We start from the raw sequence: 853 nt of genomic DNA, 5'->3' as shown, positions 1-853 counted from the left end.
CCTGTGAATTGGGTCGCTTCATAGACATGCCGCCAAAATGCGTACCCACTGTTCCAGGGTTGTATGTCAATAACTGGGTTATATGGCCGTAACTATTATCCAGGGTAAAGAAATCACCCTTGACGACACCAGACGTCTTGCCGTTCACTGTGTTAAGTCGGGGGTCATTACCGGCGGCCACCGTTCCCGTCTCAGTTCCAACGTCCCTCGTAGCGCTGTTTCCTAAACTGAGGTTTGTGCGGGCGCCTGACGCGGTTGTCGACCCGGTGCCGCCCTGGTTAACGGGAACCGCGCCATCAGATTTTGTCGCCATATTATCGGCAAGGTATTTCCAGGACGGGCCGGTAAATGTTGATTGGTCGGGTAACTTTACAGTTATTGTCCCGGTACCGCTGAATACCTGCTGCCAGTTCTGTTTGTCGTAATCCAGCCCGCGCAGTGCTTCGGTACTTTGTGCCACCAGCGCCGCGGTAACCATATTTAGCGCCACACGAGGAACAGCTGACCAGGCAGCGCCAGATTGTGTTGGCCCAGTGAAATTGCTGACCAGCGTCAATGCTGTACCGCTTTCCACTGATTTAATCGGGAGCGTATAGGGAACGCCGCCGACAGTGACAACAATAAAATCTCCGGCCGCCACCTCGGTAGTAAACGCGGTTCCGTTGCCAGCGACCGCAGCAGAATTATTCGTCAGGGTTAAGGTTCCTGCTGGCATAGTTTTTCCTCAGTACATGTTCGGAAGAATAAGAATGGGCATGGCGATATTCCTGTTACGGGTCATATCCCAAGAACCGGAATTGCGGTCCGCAAACACTTTGTTGTAGGCCGACCTGACGCTACCGCCTGACATGAC

At 53.3% G+C, this 853-nt stretch carries 1 pseudogene; it reads right to left on the bottom strand.

Annotation, left to right across the window (positions count from 1 at the left end):
- Positions 1-715 (bottom strand): annotated as a pseudogene (locus tag OGY18_RS02905) (hypothetical protein); the annotation flags it as partial.
- Between the last annotated feature and the right edge of the window lie 138 nt (positions 716-853).

It is taken from the genome of Citrobacter sp. Cpo142, from assembly GCF_030332425.1.
GTDB lineage: Bacteria > Pseudomonadota > Gammaproteobacteria > Enterobacterales > Enterobacteriaceae > Citrobacter > Citrobacter portucalensis.
The sequence above is the reverse complement of the archived record's forward strand: the minus strand, read 5'-3'. Positions and strand labels throughout refer to the sequence as shown.